The organism is Pontiella desulfatans, assembly GCF_900890425.1.
GTDB lineage: Bacteria > Verrucomicrobiota > Kiritimatiellia > Kiritimatiellales > Pontiellaceae > Pontiella > Pontiella desulfatans.
Window position 1 is genome coordinate 33852 of record NZ_CAAHFG010000003.1, and the last position, 16918, is coordinate 50769.

The 16918-nt window shown below is 53.5% G+C and carries 12 protein-coding genes; 9 read left to right on the top strand and 3 right to left on the bottom strand.

The window, feature by feature from the left end; genetic code table 11:
- The first annotated feature begins 5 nt into the window (after positions 1–5).
- Positions 6–1601 (top strand): glycoside hydrolase family 71/99 protein, encoded by a 1596-nt coding sequence (locus E9954_RS21180; RefSeq protein ID WP_136081296.1) that lies wholly within the window; start codon positions 6–8, stop codon positions 1599–1601.
- Positions 1602–1903: 302 nt separating this feature from the next.
- Here the strand turns inward: E9954_RS21180 and E9954_RS21185 are convergent, their stop codons facing one another.
- The gene (locus E9954_RS21185) at positions 1904–2221 is read right to left on the bottom strand and encodes a hypothetical protein (RefSeq protein WP_136081297.1); all 318 of its coding nucleotides are present in this window, start codon (positions 2219–2221) and stop codon (positions 1904–1906) included.
- 255 nt (positions 2222–2476) lie between these two features.
- Here E9954_RS21185 and E9954_RS21190 point away from each other — a divergent pair, with 255 nt between their 5' ends.
- Entirely contained in the window at positions 2477–3061 is a 585-nt protein-coding gene (locus E9954_RS21190; protein ID WP_136081298.1) for a helix-turn-helix domain-containing protein, read from the top strand.
- A 288-nt stretch (positions 3062–3349) separates the two neighbouring features.
- On the opposite strand, the gene E9954_RS21195 is transcribed toward E9954_RS21190, so the two are convergent.
- A protein-coding gene (locus tag E9954_RS21195; protein ID WP_407947718.1) for an IS3 family transposase occupies positions 3350–4470 on the bottom strand; the annotation gives its coding sequence in 2 pieces (ribosomal slippage) (positions 3350–4204 and positions 4207–4470; 1119 coding nt in all).
- A 222-nt stretch (positions 4471–4692) separates the two neighbouring features.
- Here E9954_RS21195 and E9954_RS21200 point away from each other — a divergent pair.
- Together E9954_RS21200 and E9954_RS21205 are read left to right on the top strand one after the other, a co-directional pair.
- Complete coding sequence (locus E9954_RS21200; RefSeq protein ID WP_136081299.1) at positions 4693–5064, top strand: type IV toxin-antitoxin system AbiEi family antitoxin domain-containing protein; 372 nt, start codon at positions 4693–4695, stop codon at positions 5062–5064.
- A 122-nt stretch (positions 5065–5186) separates the two neighbouring features.
- Positions 5187–6290 carry a Fic family protein gene (locus E9954_RS21205; protein WP_136081300.1) on the top strand — a complete coding sequence of 368 codons (1104 nt, stop codon included), beginning with the start codon at positions 5187–5189 and terminating at the stop codon, positions 6288–6290.
- Between the two features lie 3 nt (positions 6291–6293).
- Here the strand turns inward: E9954_RS21205 and E9954_RS21210 are convergent, their stop codons facing one another.
- A complete protein-coding gene (locus tag E9954_RS21210; RefSeq protein ID WP_136081301.1) occupies positions 6294–7601 on the bottom strand; it encodes a tyrosine-type recombinase/integrase in 1308 nt (435 codons plus the stop codon).
- Between the two features lie 757 nt (positions 7602–8358).
- On the opposite strand from E9954_RS21210, the gene E9954_RS21215 reads away from it, so the two are divergent.
- The 5 genes from E9954_RS21215 (at position 8359) to E9954_RS21235 (ending at position 16859) form a co-directional block, all read left to right on the top strand.
- The gene (locus E9954_RS21215) at positions 8359–9378 is read left to right on the top strand and encodes an IS1595 family transposase (protein WP_136081302.1); all 1020 of its coding nucleotides are present in this window, start codon (positions 8359–8361) and stop codon (positions 9376–9378) included.
- 229 nt (positions 9379–9607) lie between these two features.
- The gene (locus E9954_RS21220; RefSeq protein WP_168442484.1) at positions 9608–12616 is read left to right on the top strand and encodes a sensor histidine kinase; all 3009 of its coding nucleotides are present in this window, start codon (positions 9608–9610) and stop codon (positions 12614–12616) included.
- Entirely contained in the window at positions 12609–13442 is an 834-nt protein-coding gene (locus E9954_RS21225; RefSeq protein ID WP_168442485.1) for a response regulator transcription factor, read from the top strand. Before E9954_RS21220 ends, E9954_RS21225 begins: the two co-directional genes overlap by 8 nt.
- A gap of 222 nt (positions 13443–13664) precedes the next feature.
- Positions 13665–14501 (top strand): response regulator transcription factor, encoded by an 837-nt coding sequence (locus tag E9954_RS21230; RefSeq protein ID WP_136081305.1) that lies wholly within the window; start codon positions 13665–13667, stop codon positions 14499–14501.
- Between the two features lie 207 nt (positions 14502–14708).
- Entirely contained in the window at positions 14709–16859 is a 2151-nt protein-coding gene (locus tag E9954_RS21235) for a fibronectin type III domain-containing protein (protein ID WP_136081306.1), read from the top strand.
- Positions 16860–16918 lie beyond the last annotated feature (59 nt).

Sequence of the window (16918 nt, forward strand, 5' to 3'; positions counted from 1 at the left end):
AATAAATGAAGCTTAAAATTTTATTATTGGCGGCGCTGTTGGCGTCAGTTGGCACCTTGGCGTCATCCTTTCCGGCGACGGATTCGCTGGGCCGCAAGCTGCCGACTTCTGAGGAGGTCGGTGCGCCGAGGGAAGACCGCTTTGTGGCGATGTTTTATTTTATGTGGCATTACCAGCATTTGAATGAACAAGGCGATGTGTATGACATTTCCAACATCCTGGCGGAGCATCCGGAGGCGATAAACAACGCAAACCATCCGGCCTGGGGGCCGCTGCATCACTACCACCATTTTGCCGAGCCGCTGTTCGGCTATTATCGCTCGACCGATGAATGGGTCTTCCGCAAGCATGCTGAAATGCTGGCCGATGCCGGGGTGGACGCCATTATCTTTGATACCAGCAACGGCCCAACCTACAAGGAGAGTTACGAAGCCCTGTTCCGTGCGTTCGATGCTGCGCAAAAGGATGGTGTGAAGGTGCCGAAGATTGCGTTTCTCTGCCGCTTTATGCCGGAGCCGGAACAGGTGAGAGCGCTGTATGAAGACATCTATAAGCCGGGGCGCTATGAAAACCTCTGGTTCTACTGGAAGGGCAAGCCGCTGATTATGGCCTATCCGGAAGAAACCGGCGAGCTGCAGGACTTCTTTACTTTCCGCGCTCCAAAGGCGAGTTATTTCGATGCCCCGTCGCACCCAAACCATTGGGCCTGGCTGGAAAAATATCCTCTGCACACGTTTGGAGGAACAAAGCGACAGCCCGAGCAGATGGCTGTCGGTGTGGCGCAGAATGCGCTGACGAATGAAATCACGGCGCTGAGCGACCCGCATTCCATGGGGCGCAGTTATCACGGAGGGAAACAGGATGAACGACCGGATGCCTGGAAATACGGTTTGAACTTTCAGGAACAGTGGGATCTTGCGCTGGAAAAGGACCCGGAGCTGATCTTTATCACCGGTTGGAACGAGTGGATTGCCATGCGGCTTGAAAAATTCCACAACTATGAAGCGCCGGTGGTATTCGTCGATCTGTTTGACTTGGAGGGCAGCCGCGACATTGAGCCGATGAAGGGTGGCTACGGCGATCTCTATTATTATCAGCTGATTTCCAATGTCCGGAAATTCAAAGGCATGGATGCCCCGAATACTTCGGGCACCTACACCGACTATCGTGGCGACACCATGCACCGCGATCATCCGGGGTGGGGCGATGAGTTGCATTATGTGAATAAGCAGGGCCGCAACGACATCATCAAGGCAACGGTTACGCATGATTCAGAATTTGTTCGCTTCAGCGTTGAAACCGTCGCGCCTTTAACAAAACCGGAAGGCGACTCCTGGATGCTACTGCTGATTGATGCCGACCGCGATAAAGCCACCGGTTGGGAAGGCTACGACCTGACGGTCGATCCCCAAAATTCCAACCATTGGAAAGTCGACGGCAACAGACTCGAACTCGCCATTGAGCGGGAAAAAATTGGCGATTCCCTCGACTTTGAATTCAAATGGGTCGACAACCTCAACCGCCCCGGCGACATCATGGATTTCTACACCTGCGGCGATGCCGCCCCCGGCGGGCGTTTCAACTTTCGCTATGCGGAATGATGGCAACTCGCTACTGAAATTTAAGAGTTGTTAAATAATAAATAAGCAAAAAATAGAATGATGAAAAACCTTGGTGCACCCCCCGAAAACTAATCCGCAGCGATAGTGCCTGAAAACATTGACCTAAATCGGAGGGTTGGGCTGAAAAGATCTCCGTTTGGTGTAGGTGTGTATTTCAATCGAACCAGGTCCCCCGAGAACTAATCCACAGCAAAGATGCCTGCATACATTGAGTAGAGGGTTGGGTTGAATAGATATCCGTTTGGTGCTCGAACCATTTCATGTTGACCATTTGTATGCATCTAGTTAATCGGAGGCTGCTGTTCACTCGGCAAGCCAGTGCTGGCGCCATCAATCGATTTCATGATGTCTGCGAATATAGACTTCTCATCCGGCTTCCGTTTCGTAGGATCATCCCATCCATTAAGATTCGTAAGCTGTCGTGCTGCTGAGAGCCGCTGCCGGATCGGAATAGCCGGATCCTGAATCATACGTGAAAGCCAAAGGGTGACATCATCGCGGGACATATCTTTCTTGAGCGCTTCTTCATCAATGTCACGCGGCTTCCATTCACATCGAGTGAGCATCAGTCTTACATGTGGCCTTCGTTCGATTTCCAATGCACGCACACCTGCTGAGTCATGGGAATACCCGGCAAGACGGGCACAGGCTATGTGTGCGGGTTAACTTTTCAAGGCAAGCTTGAACTTGTTCCGTTAATTCCAACTTCACCGGGCGTATCACCGTCGATAACTACGAGGTTGTTGGTGGTCTGCTGAATGTGCGATAACCTGTTTGTAGTCAAGTGATAATAACTTTATATTAACTGGGATAAACAGTGTTTTTTAAGCTGCGGTTTGTTATAATTCATCATTATGAGACCGAAACTTAAAATCACCTCCAGTACCTACTCCCGTGAAGACCTTCTTGATCATATCGACGATGCTCATTTCCAGAAAAACTGGAAAGTTAAGCGCCGGTATCAGGTCATCCTTTTTGCCTTATCAGGAAAGTACACAACCGATGAAATCGCAGAGCTTGTCGGGTGTAGCCGGGCCAGTGTGACGAACTGGGTGAAGCGTTGGCGCGAAGGTGGTCCCTTTGCGCTGGGTAGCAATCGGTACAAGCCTACTCGCGCTCCAGCACTTACCGAGGAAATGGTAGTCGATTTAGTCGAGCATCTGACAGCCGGTCTGATAAGCGGGGGTAAAGGACATGAAAGCATACAGGTCTGGCTGAAGGAAAGGTATGACCTGGACCTGGCGATTACGGCGGTGGACTACTGGTATTCAAAAATCTGGGATCGGTTCTGTAAGGGGGAGTTGCAAGACTGCGATGCTTCTCCAAAAAATCCCCTCGAGGTCGACCTCGGGAATCGGCAGAGGTTGGAGGATCGGGAAAAGAAGAGAACAGAGCGGGATAGAAGGCGTAGGCAGCTAGGTCTAGTAGCTTGTGCTTAAGTTTTCTTCCTTTGTGGTCACAAATGACATCCCTGTGTTTTGATGACGGACCAAGATGTTCGGTCTGACAATAGGTTTAGGGTATCCGGCTTGTATATTCAGTGGGTGCGCCTACCCCCAATCTTAAACCACGGATCGGTGAACTTAAGGTGGAACCTGCGGTTCCCTGTTCCGTGTTCTGGCGGCCAACGAGCCGCCCTTCCATGATGCCGTCGCGGAGCGGAGCCCGTCCCCGAAGGGGCGGCCCGGAGGGCCGAGGGCGGAGCGCAGCGACGGCATCACTTGCGATCATGTTCTGACTGCTCCTTCCATGAATACCTCGGCGGGGGTGCGTTTGTCCAGAGCGCTGTGCTTCCTCTCGTGGTTGTAATATTTAAAATAGCTGTCAAGGCCCCGATGCAACGCATGCCCGTCGGCATAGCATGCGGGATAGATTTTCTCATACTTCACCGACCACCACAGTCGTTCGATGAATACGTTGTCCAACGCCCGGCCTCGCCCGTCCATGCTGATGGTGATGTTCTCGTTTAACAGGACACCGGTGAAGGCGTTCGAGGTGAACTGGCTTCCTTGGTCGGTGTTGAATATCTCCGGATTCCCCTGCGTCAGCGCACGCTCCAGCGCATCAACGCAGAACGTGCTCTCCATGGTGCTTGAGAGCTCCCAGGCGAGCACATAGCGGCTGTACCAGTCGATTACGGCGGTCAGGTACATGTATCCATGCCGCATCGGGATGTAGGTGATGTCCGTACTCCAAACCTGGTTCACCCGTTCGATGTCCACATTGCGCAGCAAATAAGGGTAGATCTTGTGCCTCGGGGCGGGCTTGCTCGTGTGCGGACCGGGCGTGATGGCCTGAATCCCCATCAGCTGCATGAGGCGGGCGACCCGCTTGTGATTGACATCATAGTCTTGATCACGCAACCAGTCCGTCATGCGTGGATAGCCGAACTCCGGATGCCGGAGATACTGCTCGTCGATCAAACGCATCAGAAGCAGGTTCTCCGGCGTTTCCGGGGCGGGGTCGTAGTAGAAGCCCGATCTGGGGACGCCTGCGAGCCTACACTGCCGCCGAACCGAATAATCGGTGCCGGGCTCCACCCAGCTGCGGCGCGTTGAAAGCGGCAGGCTCATAGCTTTTTTTCGAGCCACTTCACGTCCATCTTCAGACGCCCGATCTCTTCGTAAAGTGGAGCCGTAAGCTCTTCTTCCGTTTGAGCCTGCTTCTTTTTCCCCGATGCAAAAAGATCCGGCGCATTCGAAAGCAACTGCTTCTTCCAATCCGAAATCTGGTTCGGATGGACCTGATATTCCGATGCCAGCTCCGCCAATGTCTTCACGCCCTTGATGGCCTCAATCGCCACCTTGGCCTTGAACTTGTCCGTGAATGTTCTTCGTTTTCTTCCCATTTCCATGCGTCCTTTTGTACCATGTTGAGGACGCAGGTTCCACTTAAGCCGGTGGTCCGAAAATCGGGGTTAAGCGCAGGGGACCAACTGAAACTGATAGTGTTTGCAATGAAAATTCTAAAAGGACATATAGTCAGCATTAAATTAATTAGTGTGGAAATTATGTCTTTAAATGAAGGCAGGCATCAGGCAGATATTTGAGGCGCATGGCGGCAGTTGCGCATGCATGCAGCGCTTGCGGCGGGCATAAGCCGGCCGCAGCTCTATTCCCTGCGGGACCGCGGGGATATTGAGCTGGTATCACGTGGTGTCTACCGGTTATCTGATCTCCCGGCACTGGGCAACCCCGATTTGGTAACTGTGTCCCTGCGCTGCCCCGAGGCGGTGGTCTGCCTGGTTTCTGCGCTCTCATTTCATGAAATCACCGGGCAGATTCCATACGAGGTTTCTGTGGCGGTACCGCGCAACACGAGCCTGCTCAGGCTCGATTATCCGCCGCTTGATGCCCGCTGGTTTGCCGGAGCTGCTTATGATTCCGGAATCGAAACGCATGTTGTCGATGGCGTCCGGGTTCAAGTCTACTCCCCGGAATAGACGCTGGCCGATTGTTTCAGGTTTCAGAGCAAGCTGGGAACCGAGGAAGTGAGCCGAATAACAGTATTAATCGGCTCATTATATTCTTTCTTTGTGAGCCGATAAAGTGCCATAAACGGCTCATGAAATATATCTGGCAACAGGATAATTGGCCTGAATTCCAATACGATTTGACAGGAATTCAGGAGAAAATGATCCGTTTTACCGAAAAAACGGGCCGGGTTGACGGTTTGTTGTCCGCCCTTCCTGAATCACTCCGGATGGATGCCGTCATTGAGTTGATGGTTGCCGAGGCTGTAAAAAGTTCTGAGATCGAGGGCGAAATGCTTAGTCGTCCTGACGTGATGTCCTCGATTAAGAATAATCTCGGTATACCTTCGAGGCCCAGGCATGTGAGTGACTCCCGAGCAAGGGGAATTGCGGAGTTGATGGTTTGTGTCAGGGATGATTTCGCCCGTGCTCTTAGCCGAAATATGCTGTTCACATGGCACTCGATGCTCATGAAAGGCAACGCTTATGTAAAGTCGGGAGCATGGCGCTCGCATTCAGAGCCCATGTTGATTGTATCGGGTACAGTCGGCAGCGAGCAGGTTCACTACGAAGCCCCGCCATCGCCGCAGGTTCCTGGGGAAATGAAACGCTTTGTAGAATGGTTTAATGCTACGGCACCGAGGGCGCAGGATGAAATTTGTTATGCACCCGTTCGTTCTGCCCTGGCCCATCTCTACTTCGAGTCCATTCATCCGTTTGAGGACGGTAATGGGCGCATCGGCCGGGCCCTTTCCGAAAAGGTGTTATCCCAGGGATTAGGCAGACCCGTGGTTATGAGCCTGTCGCGTTCCATCGATGAGGACCGGCAGGGTTATTATGATACCTTAAAACAGGCTCAACAGGCCGGTAGGATAACGGAGTGGATCGAGTGGTTTGTGAACATGCTGATGAATGCTCAAACGCAGGCGGAGACCGAAATTGAATTCACCCTGAAGAAAACCAGGTTGTTTGACCGAGTTGAAGGTGAGCTCAACGCTCGGCAGTTGAAGGCTGTTCGCCGTATGCTCGCTCAGGGGGCTGCTGGGTTCGAGGGCGGTATGACGGCAAAAAAATACATGGCGATTACGAAAGCAACCAAGCCCACAGCTACCCGCGATCTGCAGGATCTTGTTGCCAAAACAGTGTTAATTCCTGAGGGAAGCGGGCGCAGTACGCATTACCAGGTAAATATCTGAAGACTATACCGCTTTCGTCATAGGAATGATCTTGGCCTCTTTTGCGGGTGCGATCTTGAAATACTCCCTGGCTTGATTCTTTCGGTTTTTCGCTAAGCCGCGGTAATGCTTAAACAGCATCTTGGTATCAGTGTGTCCCAACTCCTGAATCGTGTCGTCCATGGAGTTCAGTGCAAGATAGTAAGTCGCGAAAGAGTGCCTAGCTCCATCCTGGATGTATTTAACATCGAGATCCTTGAATATGGCGCGTCTCCAACTGCGAAGCACAGTATCGGAATAGGGGAAGACCAGTGCGTCGTCATCACCTCGGTATGGAATTAACCATTTCTTTAGATTGGCTGAGATATGAACAATGCGGGCCGTCGAGGTTTTTGAGGTGTCCGCATTTACATGGATCTCATCCAACTGTAGATCGATATCCTTCCATCTCAGTCGAGTGATTTCGTTGGGGCGTATACCCGCAAAGAAGGCTAGAGCCATATATGGAATCAGGGTTGTCTTATCGGGCACGACCATTTTCCCTTCGAGCTTCACTTTTCTAATGCGCACCTTCTTGCCGTTTCCGTCTGTGCCAGGCTCGGTAATGAATGCAGTGCAGGCCCCAAAAATAGTCTTTACGTCCTTCGTGCTGTAAATTTCGGGGGTGTGAGTTACTTTCTTAATCTTTCTAGTGCGCAGAACCGGGTTTGCGGTGATCTTGCCTTGATCCAGGCACCAGTTAAAGAAGCCGCTGATATAGCGACGGTGATTATCTCGGCTGGTAGCTCCGAAATTTTGATTATCAAGCCATGTGTCGATATCAGTTGCGCTAATGGTGTCAATGGCTAGATGTCCCTCTGAACCTCCATATTTGCTAAGGTGCTGGACACACTCTTTATAGGATCTCTCTCGGAGTTCACCGATATTCTTACGCTGCTCTTGGGCTTCGAGGTACTGCCGTAAAAGCTCTCCAGTTCCATTGGTGTGATCGACGACCTGATTGTGCTTTGCATAGAAGTTGGCCGCCTGTTTCAGGTTGATCCCATAGGGTCCCAGGATCTCTAGGGCGGTGACAGCATCGTTTCGTTGTTTGTCGGTAAATCCAAGAATCTTAACGCCGTGGTTCTTTTTTTCGTTGCTCTTTTCAAAAGCACATTTTCGGGCTGCCTTGAGCGTTTCAAAAGACAGGCGGATGTGTTTGCCGGTGGAGCGGCCAAGGTCGACTTGGTATCTTTTTCCGGCTTTGGAGGTCAGTTGTCTAATGCGATAGCCGGCATGGAGTTCAAAACCGTCGTCTTTAATGTTGGGCTTGTTGTTGTTGTTGTTGTTCATGATAAGGACTCCTGAAAAGTCCGACTACCGTACAGGGGTATCAGGTGGTAATCAAGGTTGGTTGCATAATGGTTGCATTATTGGCTATTGGTAAATCTGTAAGTAACGTATTTAGAACAGTGTTCCAAAAGTACGAATGCTGACTACGAATCAGGAGGTTTCAGGTTCGACTCCTGATGGCTGCGCCACTTTTTTGGCCGTATTTCCTAGTGAATACGGCCTTTTATTGTTTTTTGGCACATTTCCCAAAGGCGTGATAGCGCATGATAAATGGGGATAAAGAAAGCCAATTTGCCAAACATTTGACAAACATTTTTCTGGCAGTGGCTTCTAATGACGGTGGGGGATGGATCTGAAGCGAGCTTGTGAAGCGAGACTGTTGCCTGCAGGCAGCCCTTGTGGTGGATTCCACGAATCCATCAATACCACTTTTCCCATGCTCTGGAATTCTGCTGATCTTGCTGCTTAGGTTTAGTGACAGTTTAGGAGCACCCCCTAAATCTGCCCACCACCATTTCCATTTTCTATATCCCGGCCGATTCCCCTCCGTCAACCCGGAAGCCCCGTGTAACTCTATGAAGAGTCTGTCTGTCGTGGGGCATGTGTAAGTTGTCCGTATTCAATTGGTTATCTAGAGCAAGAGGCGTTTCCCCCACGACCCCCACGAAGGGTTGGTGAAATTGAATTTTTCACACACATAGTTCAAAGCATGCCTATCCGATTGACACAGGTTGGTGTTTTTGGCACACCCTAACGCATGTCGAATTACCCTCGAACCCTGTTGGAGTTTCAACATCGCTTTCCTGATGAGTCATCCTGCTTGCACCATCTGGAGCATGTCAGGTGGCCAGCGGGTTTCGAATGCCCGTCCTGTGGAAACGTCGGTGACCCTTGGCGACTTCGAGCCAGACCCCGCGTGCTGGAATGTAGGCAATGCGGGAATCAGGCCAGCCTCACAGCAGGAACAATTATGCACCGAACACAACTCCCCCTGACGATTTGGTTTTGGGCTGCCTACCTGGTGACGACGCAGACCCCGGGTATGAGTGCTCTGCAATTCCAGCGGCAGCTCGGTATCAAACGTTACGAAACTGCGTTTCTGATTCTGCACAAGTTGCGCATGGCTATGGTTCGGCCAGAGCGAGACCGAATTGGTTCCAAGTGGCCCGTTGAGGTGGATGAGACGTTCGTCGGTGGCACAACCCAAGGGGAGGGCCGGGGACGGCATCACAAAACACTTGTTGTTGGTATGGTGGAAGTTATGCCTCGCAAGAAGGCTCTGGGGCCTGATCCGAACCTGCCATCAGGGCAGCGTCCACAGCATCAGGGAGGACATGGACGGAGTTTTATTGCGGGAAGGTTGCGGCTTCAGGTTGTTCCCAACCGAAAGCAGGAAACGCTGGAGCCGATCCTTGTGACCAACGTCCAGAAGAAAGCCGAAGTACGAACCGACGGATGGACGGGCTATGACAACTTGCATGGATTGGGGTACAAACACATCGCCGTGCCCATCAGAGGGGATCAGGCCAAAACGGACCAGCATCTTCCGATGATTCACATTGTATTCGGAAATCTTGATGCCTGGCTTCTGGGAACACACCACGGCGTGAGTTCGGCGCACTTGCAGGGCTATCTCAACGAATTCGTATTCCGGTTCAATCGCCGATTCTGGCCCATGGTAGGCTTCGAGAGTGTGCTGAAAATTGCGGTCCAGGTGGAGTCTCCGACTGTGCAAAACTTTTATAAAGCCGCAAGGGAATCGAAAGATTCGACCTAGCCTGTGTTAATCGGATAGGCAGGGTTCAAAGGTATGGTAACCCAAATGTTGTTTGCAGCGAGGGCTAGGTAAAACGTTCGTGCAATGGTTTGCGTTGCTATGCTATGCGTTTTGTATGACGTGGAAGATTCTAGTTTTAGGCCTATGGTTTCCGTTGTGCTGTTTAGCGGTTGAGCCTTACACGCCGTCCATTGCCGATCCGCTACTGGAGCCTTGGCGGTGGCGGGAGATGGAGGAACTGGCCGATCTGGACATCCTTTCCATAGACGAGGCGGCGGATGGCTCGATTTGGTTCGGTTGCATTGGCGGGTTGGCGCGGTATGACGGCCGGCAGATCGAGCGCATTCCTTTTGATGATGGGCTGTTGTCGGGCATCGCGCATGATCCGAACCGAGCGCCTTGGGGAAAAAGCGTGCTATGCATGCGGGACGGCGGACTGGTTGCTGTGGTCGAGAACGGGCTGGTGCTAAGGACGGACGGTGCGTGGAAGGTGATTCAGCGGGATGCGGGTCATTCCATTTTCGGCAGCCGGTTGGTGCAGTCCGAGGATGGCGCGGTATGGCTGCTGATGCCCGGCGCGCTTTGGCGGTTCAGCGAAGATTTAACGAAGCGGCAGGTCGTACTTCGTGCTGAGGGATCGCAAACCCTGGCTTCTTTTTGCCATGACTTGAGCGGCGATGTGTGGGTGCTACGAACGAAGTCTTCGGAACGCCCGGAGCTGATCCATATTCCGCTTCGGAATGGACGGGTGAGGGAAGAGCAGGATTGGCGAACCTATCGGTTGGATATGAAGAAAATCTCAAGTGAACCACGTATCTGCGCCGATATGTCCGGGAAGATCTGGTGTGTCGATAGCCGGCTGGATGGGGTCTTTCTGTTTGACCCCTCCACGGGATCGGGGGAAATGACGAACCTGTCCGACTTCGGGTATAATTTTGTAATGAGGGATCGGAGCGGGGGTATCTGGGCGGCGGGCGCGGGGACGCTCAAGGCGCTGCATCGTCCTGGAGATCCGATGTATTCCGCAACTCAACTTGGGCTTCCCAATATTTTCCTGTCGCTATTCGAGACCGCGAATGGAAAGGCGTGGGTACTTGAACGTGGGGGGAACGTGCATACGCTGGATATGGGGAGGGACCAGTGGCTGACCTACGAGGGATTGCATTTCGAGTGCGAAACGGACGACGGTCGGCAATGGTATTTAACGAAGAATCATCATGTGGTGTCGTATGATCCGGCCTCCGATCGTTGGCTCGAATATAATATACAGGATGGACTGATCGATTTCCCGCGTTCATTGCACGCATCCAGCCACGGTTTGGTCTGGGCGGTCGGCAACCACAATCAGCGCGCGGCCTTTAGCGTCTATAATGGATCGGGCTGGACTCGGCACGAATTGCGTGATTTCGCAAAGCTGATCTGGGCGGGTGGCGCATTCGAGGCCAAAGACGGTACGGTTTGGCTCGGATGCATGGGCGACAAAATTAATGCACCGGGGGCAGGCGGCGCACTTCAATACGAGGTGCTCGACGGCGGAGCCGTCCAGCTTTTGGAACGGTATGCCCCCCCTCAATTCCCTTACGCCATCCACCGGTTCGCCCAAACGGATGACGGCCTTCTATGGATCGGATCGCCAACCATCTATACGTTTGACATCGCGACTGGGGAAAGACGGATCGTCTCAGAGCTTCCCGGCATGTTCACCCATGACCTTGTGGTGGATGGAGCACGAAGCCTATGGGCGGCCAACGGATTGTCCGGTGTCTACCGCAAGGAAAGGGATGGATGGCGGAATTTTTCCGCAGAGGAGGGGTTGGCGGGAAGGCTGGTTGTGGATCTGCTGCCGATGCACGATGGAACGTTGCTCGCCGCGTCCGATGGCGGTATCAGCCGGTTCGACGGAAGGAGCTGGGCGGGGGCGGTGTTTTCGGCCGACTTCGGTATGTCGAACCGGGGAGGAAGCATGCGCGAATCGAACGATGGCGCCATGTGGTTTAATTTCAACAAAAAGGATATACGGTCGCTGCGGATGAACGTCAATCTGGCAGGGAAGGATCCATTCCGTACGGTTCGTTACAGGCCTGACCAACTCGCACCGGACACTTTCATTGTCGACCATCTAGATCGAATCGACTCCGCCGGGAACCTCCATGTTTCCTGGTCAGGGAAAGATGCGTGGCTGAATACGCCTTCGGAGAAGTTGCAGTTTTCATGGCGGCTGAACGGGGGAGAATGGTCGTCGTTCTCCGGTGAAGCCGACCATTCGTTTGTCGGGTTGGGGCGCGGAAGGCATACCTTGGAAGTCCGCGCCCGGGATCGTGATTTCAATATAGACCCGACCCCGGCGCTGAGTCGGTTCACGGTGGTTCCGGCGGTGTGGCAACGCCCTTGGTTCATTGCCATGGTGCTGCTGATAGGTGGCGGGACGGTGGCGTTCATCTGGATGCTGATTTATTTCCACGAGAAACGGTTGAAGGATCGTGCGTTGCATCTGGAGGAAATCGATCAGATGAAAACCGGGTTCTTCACCAATATTTCGCACGAGCTGAACACGCCTCTCGGATTGATCAAGGAACCGCTGGGGCGGCTGCTGAAAAAAGAGACCGATCCGCGCAAGGAAACGCTGCTCGATATGGCGATGCGCAACGCCGACCGCATTGAAAACCTGGTTTCGCAGATCCTGGATTTCCGCAAGCTCGAACGGGGAATAATCCATATTGAGGTTGTGGAAGGGGACGCGGCCGGGCATGTGCGGGAGAGCATCGAACTCCTGCAGCCACTCGCAAAAAGGAACCAGATTTCCTGCAGGATTGTTTGCGAGAACGCCAGCCAAGGATGGTTCGATCCGGATAAGCTCAGGAAGATGGCCTCCAATCTGGTGGGCAACGCCCTCAAGTATACTCCGGCGGGCGGAAACGTTGTGGTGGAACTGAAAACGATTGAGGATGCCGACCGTGGACGTATGCTTTCCCTGATCGTCGAGGACACGGGCCCCGGTGTCGATCCCGAGCACTTGTCACGCATCTTTGACCGCTTTTACCGCATTCCTGAAAAGTCGATCGTGGACGGTTCTGGAATCGGCCTGAACCTCACCAAGGAGCTGGTCGATCTGTGGGGCGGGGAGATTCATGCCGAGAGCCCCATCCATTCGTCACCGGATGGTCCCGGAACCCGCTTTACGGTGCTGCTGCCCATGGAACTGCCTCATATTTCCAATCTCGGAGAGCAACATGAGTGAACGAAATGATGAATCGAACAGCGGGTTCGATCATTCGGAAGAACTTCCGGTCATCCTGTTGGTTGAGGATGAAGCGGACTACCGTCTTCTGGTCGCTTCCGATCTAGAGGAAGACTATCAGGTGGTGGAGGCGTCGAATGGTAAGGAGGGGCTGGAAAAAGCCCTGGAGGCCATACCCGACCTGGTCGTGACCGATCTCATGATGCCGGTCATGGATGGGATTGAACTCTGCCGTCGCTTGAAGTCCGGGGTGGAAACCGCCCATATCCCGGTGGTGATGCTGACGGCCAAGACGGCGGTGGAGAGTCAGGTAGAGGGCTTGCAGACGGGCGCCGACGACTATGTGACCAAACCGTTCAATATGCTGCTGCTCCGGGCGCGCATAAACAACCTGCTGGAGACGCGCCGCCTTTTGCGCAGGCATTTCGCCCACGAGTTTGCGCATTCCACAGGGGAAGATCCAATCTCGGAAATGCTGGAGATTCCGGAACTTCGCAGCGGCTTGGACCGCGCGTTTTGGGAAAACCTGTGCCGTATCCTTAAGGCCAGTTGTGCCGATCCCGGTTTTAATACGGATTCGTTGGCTTCCGAACTCAACATGAGCCAGCGGTCGATGCAGCGCAAAATCAAGGCTTTGGTGGATCTGACGCCCGTTCAGATGATTGCGGAATACCGCCTAAAAAAGGCGGAGACCTTGTTGAAGGATCCCCAGATGCATGTGACCGATATCGCTTTCGATGTGGGGTTCAGCGACCTCAGCAATTTCTATCGAATCTTCAAGAAAAAGCACGGCATGACCCCCTCCCAGTACCGCGACGCTAAATAGGCTGGCGTCCCGTTCATTCCTTGAACCCTGTTGCGATCCGCCAATTCTGTTTGGCGGAAATCACCACTGTTTTGGCGGAAAAACCCAAGCCAGGATTTCCCATGGTATGGGAAAACATTTGTCGACAGGGCTTCGTAGCCGGGGACTCCCATATTCCTGAAAAAGCGTTATGAAAAACAAGAAGACCTGCTGCTGGACGTGGATGAATGCGTGGAAATAACCATGAATAAACGAAAGGATGAATCGAACATGCGCCCCGATCATTCGGAAGATGTTCCGGTCATCCTGTTGGTTGAGGATGAAGCCGACTACCGCCTGCTGATCGCTTCCGACCTCGAAGAGGACTACCAGTTAGTGGAGGCCGCGAATGGGAAGGAGGGGCTGGAAAAAGCCCTGGAGACCATACCCGACTTGGTCGTGACCGATCTCATGATGCCGGTCATGGACGGGATTGAGCTCTGCCGTCGCTTGAAGGCCGGGGTGGAAACCGCCCATATCCCGGTGGTGATGCTGACGGCCAAGACGGCGGTGGAGAGCCAGGTGGAGGGCTTGCAGACGGGAGCCGACGACTATGTGACCAAGCCGTTCAATATGCTGCTGCTCCGGACGCGCATCAGCAACCTGCTGGAGACGCGCCGGCTTTTGCGTAGGCATGTCGCCCGCGAGTTCGCATGGTCTACAGAGGACGATCCCGGCTCCAATACGCTGGATATGCCGGAACTGCACAGCGACTTGGATCGTGCGTTTTGGGAAAACCTGACCCGCAAACTCAAGGCCAATTACGCCGATCCCGGGTTTAATCCGGATTCGTTGGCTTCCGAACTCAACATGAGCCCGCGGTCGCTGCAGCGCAAAATCAAGGCCTTGGTGGATCTGACGCCCGTTCAGTTGATTGCGGAATACCGCCTGAAAAAGGCGGAGACCTTTTTGAAAGATCCCGAGGTGCATGTGACCGATGTTGCTTTCGAAGTGGGGTTTGGCGATCTCAGCCATTTCTATCGAATCTTCAAGAAAAAGCACGGCATGAATCCCTCCGGGTATCGCGGGGAAAAGGTGTAGATGCAAAAAAACGCTTATTTCAGGAGTATCTGCTGTTTGGCGGAAATCGCCACTATTTTGGCGGAAAAAACCAAGCCAGATCTTCCTTGATATGGGAAAACGTTTCATCCTTTTGGAAAGGGATGTGCGTTCGCGCAGGTTTCTGATTGGGTGCCGGAAATGGATTCTCGGGGAGTTCATTCGGCTGAAAAAATGAACAGGAGGAAGATGATGAAAATGAGAGGCATAGCATTATTCGCAGTCCTATTGGGCATGGCGCTCGGGACGCAGGCAGCCCCACCGATCGGCGAGACCATCTGGCTGAAAAACATCAACACAAGTTCATACGTGGTGATAGGCGACGACGAGGGTACGGCTATACTGGTCGCCAAGGATTCCTCTAATATTGTCAGTGCACTGAGCTTCGTGGTGGAGGATGCCGGGTCAGGCAACGTCCTTCTCAAGGTGGAGAGCACCGGCAATTACGTGCTGGCGTCTGACGATAGAAAAACCACGCTGGTGCCTAGCGGAACCGATACCAACAATACAATGACGCATTTTACATGGGTGGAAGATGCCGGAACTATTTCCTTGATCAGCGTTGGGGATGCAGACGGGAAGCCGATCGTGGGTCTGACCGGCGCTGCTGAAAAATTAGCGGCCAATTTAGCTGCGGCCGATGAAACGTCTGCGTTTACATACGGTGTTGTGGCTGACGGACTTCAGCCTCCTCTGGGGCTGGGCGCTGTAGCCACCGCTTCGCAGGTTAGACTGGATTGGAACGAGGATCTCTCGGGAGAGCTCGACTTCTACACTGTATACCGCTCGACCAGCACGCCGGTGACCCCCAGCGATACGGTGGTCGGCAGTCCGACCACCAATACGCTTACGGACCTGACCGTGGTCAATGGCACCACCTACTACTATGCCGTTTCGGCAACCGATACCAGTTCGGTTGAAACAGATTTGAGCGACGAGGTGTCGGCCACGCCGCCGACCGGAACCGCAGTGCCGCAAAACCCCAGTGCGTTGGGTGTTCCTGCGGGCGTTTTGCTGGACTGGGCTGACGACCAGACCGGCCATCTGGACACCTATACCGTCTATCGTTCGACCAGTCCCGGTGTGACGACCGGCAGTCCGGTACTCACCAATGTGGCCACAAGTGTCTTCGTCGATACAGATGTAGTTGTCGGAACCCCCTATTATTATGCAGTGACGGCTTTTGGGACCACCAGCGTGCCGCAGGAGAGCGCCTTGAGCACCGAAGTTTCCGCAACCCCCTTGGCGGCCATAACCAGCACAGTACTGTACCAGCATATCGATGCCTCCGTGGCCGACAGCGTACAGACCAATAGCGGGGGTGTGGTAGCAACTGTGGTCGACCAATCGACGTTCGGCAACGATGCCGTGGATGGCGATGGCAGATCCGTTCTGTGGCCCAGCACCAACCTGTTCGCTTCCGGGCTTGCCGGATTCGACATGGGCGATGACTATCGAACACTCGACCTGTTCGACGCCAGCGGGCAGACAAACTTTCTTGATTTCACGAGCGCGGCCTCGGGCAGCGATGGGTTCGCCATCCTGGTGGCATTCAAGACGCGTGATTTGGGTCTAAAAATCAATCCGGTGATCAGTGGTGGGCCTCTCACGATGCAGTACTTCAATACGGGCGAAATGAAGGTCTTGCTGGGTTCGGCCGAAATTACGCAACCCGGGCTGTTCGTGGAGGCGGGAGACACCATCGTCTATGCGTTGAACTATAATGCATTGACCGGAGAAACGACCTTCTGGGATTCCAAGAATGATCTTGAAAGTTCGACCACAGCGGATGTCTATGGCAATTTTGCAGGCTCCGGTCCGATGCGGTTGGCTGGAACCTTAAACGACAGCCGGATTTTTGACGGACTCATCGGTGAGGTGAAAATCTTCAGTACCAAGCTTCCCATTGATGAATTCCTGGCGGAACGCAATGCACTGGTACAGAAATGGGCCGTAGCGGATTCCTCCGGCTTCGATGTGTGGGCCGGCAACTGGGGGGTCGACCTTGGATCGGCAACCGACGACTGGGACAACGACGGCATCAATAATCTGGCCGAATATGCCTTTGCGGGTAATCCGACCAACGGTTCCGACGACACCTATACCGATCTGATCACTGACGGTGGATTGGTATACATCCACCCGCAGCCCAAGGACGACACCGAGCTGAACTATGAAGTTCAGACCCGGGATGCCCTGCAGTACGGCTCCTGGACGAATGAAGGCTACACCTCGGTGAGCGGTACCTACGTGCCGGCGGAAGGGGACTACAACTATGTTTCCAACTCCGTTCCAACCACGGCTCCGGTGAAGATGATCCGCGCCAGCGCGGAATATTAACCAATCCGGACTGACCATATTGCCGGGGATTGACTTGAAATGTCTTTCCCCGGCATTTT